This window comes from Mesorhizobium sp. M7D.F.Ca.US.004.03.1.1 (assembly GCF_003998635.1).
Classification (GTDB): domain Bacteria; phylum Pseudomonadota; class Alphaproteobacteria; order Rhizobiales; family Rhizobiaceae; genus Mesorhizobium; species Mesorhizobium loti.
On record NZ_RZQG01000979.1, the window covers coordinates 1 to 2,123 of the forward strand.

General features: G+C 62.4%; 2 protein-coding genes. Both read left to right on the top strand.

The window, feature by feature from the left end; all coding sequences use genetic code 11:
• A partial coding sequence (gene plsX / locus EN935_RS32715) for a phosphate acyltransferase PlsX (protein ID WP_245489114.1) occupies nucleotides 1-1,021 on the top strand: 1,021 nt, incomplete at its 5' end.
• Nucleotides 1,022-1,030: 9 nt separating this feature from the next.
• The gene (locus tag EN935_RS32720; protein WP_127263099.1) at nucleotides 1,031-2,002 is read left to right on the top strand and encodes a beta-ketoacyl-ACP synthase III; all 972 of its coding nucleotides are present in this window, start codon (nucleotides 1,031-1,033) and stop codon (nucleotides 2,000-2,002) included.
• Nucleotides 2,003-2,123: the final 121 nt, after the last annotated feature.

The following is a 2,123-nucleotide window of genomic DNA, read 5'->3' on the forward strand; positions in this document are numbered from 1 at the left end:
GGTTATTCCGGCGCTCATGACGGTCGCGACCCGCCGTCCCGACATCCGCTTCGTCATCTACGGGCGTGAGGAGGTCGTGCGCCCGGAACTCGCCAAGTTTCCCAAACTCGCCGAGGTCAGTGAGTTCTTCCATTGCGAAATAGCGGTCAGGATGGACGACAAGCCGAGCCAGGCGCTGCGCCACGGCCGCTGGAAGTCGTCGATGTGGAAGGCCGTCGAAGCGGTCAAGGCCGGCACGGCGGACGCCTGCATCTCGGCCGGCAACACCGGCGCGCTGATGGCGATGTCGAAATTCTGCCTGCGTACCATGGCCACCATCGAACGCCCGGCGATCGCAGCACTTTGGCCGACATTGCGCGGCGAAAGCGTGGTGCTGGACGTCGGCGCCACCATCGGCGCCGATGCGCATCAGCTGATCGACTTTGCCATTCTTGGCACCGGCATGGCGCGCTCGGTCTTCGGCATTGCCCGGCCCAGCGTCGGTCTGCTCAATGTTGGGGTTGAGGAGATCAAGGGCCAGGAAGAGGTCAAGGAGGCCGGGCGCATGCTGCGCGAAGCCAATATGGCCTCGATGAACTATCATGGTTTTGTCGAGGGCGACGACATCGGCAAGGGTGCGGTCGATGTGGTTGTCACCGAAGGATTTGCCGGCAACATCGCGCTGAAGACGGCCGAAGGTACGGTAAGGCAGGTCAGCGGCTATCTGCGCGCGGCAATGAGCCGGACGTTGATGGCCAGGATCGGCTATCTCTTTGCCAAGGGCGCCTTTGATCGCTTGCGCGAGAAGCTGGACCCCGGCCGCTCCAATGGCGGCGTCTTCCTGGGGCTGAACGGCATCGTGGTAAAGAGCCATGGTGGTGCAGATTCGGACGGTTTCGCCGCAGCGATCGAGCTTGGCTATGACATGGTACGCAACAATCTGCTCGACCGCATCGAGGCCGACCTGGACCTGTTCCATGCGCGCAACCCGCATGCCCTGACATCTAGGAAATCCGACGTCGTTACCGACGCAAAGGAATAGGAAAGAACTTTGATCAGATCAGTCGTGCGCGGCACGGGCGCCGCGCTGCCCCGCCGAATCATGAAGAATGCCGATTTCGAAGGCATGGTCGAAACCTCCGACGAGTGGATCGCCCAGCGCACCGGTATTCGCCAGCGCCATATCGCAGGTGATGACGAGACGACGGCTTCGCTGGGAGAAGCGGCGGCGCGTGCCGCACTTGCCAATGCGGGTCTTACGCCCGCCGACATCGATCTGATCGTGCTGGCGACCTCGACGCCCAACAACACATTTCCGGCCACCGCTGTCGAGATACAGAACCGGCTTGGCATGCATCACGGCTTTGCCTTCGACATGCAGGCGGTCTGCTCCGGCTTCGTCTATGCGGTAGCCACCGCCGATCTCTACATCCGTGGCGGCCAGGCCAAGCGCGTCCTGGTGATCGGCTCGGAAACATTCTCGCGCATTCTCGACTGGAGCGACCGCTCGACCTGCGTGCTGTTCGGCGACGGTGCCGGTGCCTTGATCCTGGAAGCGGGCGAGGGCGCGGGCACGATCGCCGACCATGGCGTCCTGGCGGCCAGCCTGCGCTCCGACGGAACCCACAAGGACAAGCTTTTTGTCGACGGCGGGCCGTCGACCACGGGCACGGTCGGCCACCTCCGGATGGAGGGCCGCGAAGTCTTCAAGCATGCGGTCGGCATGATCACCGACGTCATCGAGGCGACGTTCTCGCAGGCCGGTATATCAGCCGGCGATCTCGACTGGTTCGTACCGCACCAGGCCAATAAACGAATTATTGACGCTTCCGCCAAGAAGCTCGGGATAGCCGAGCAAAAGGTGGTGGTTACGGTCGATTTGCACGGTAACACCTCGGCAGCTTCCGTGCCGTTGGCGCTTTCGGTGGCCGTCGCCGACGGCCGCATCAAGAAGGGCGATCTCGTCCTCCTGGAAGCGATGGGTGGCGGCTTCACCTGGGGCGCTGTTCTGGTTCGCTGGTAAGTGCCGAACGGTCCGGTTTCGGTCCTTGACCTTGCCGGATCAATTACTTAGGCTCTGCCGTTGTTGTGCCGAATTTTATGTTTTGAGCTGATGGTACGAAAGGCGTCGGGGCTCTTGTCCA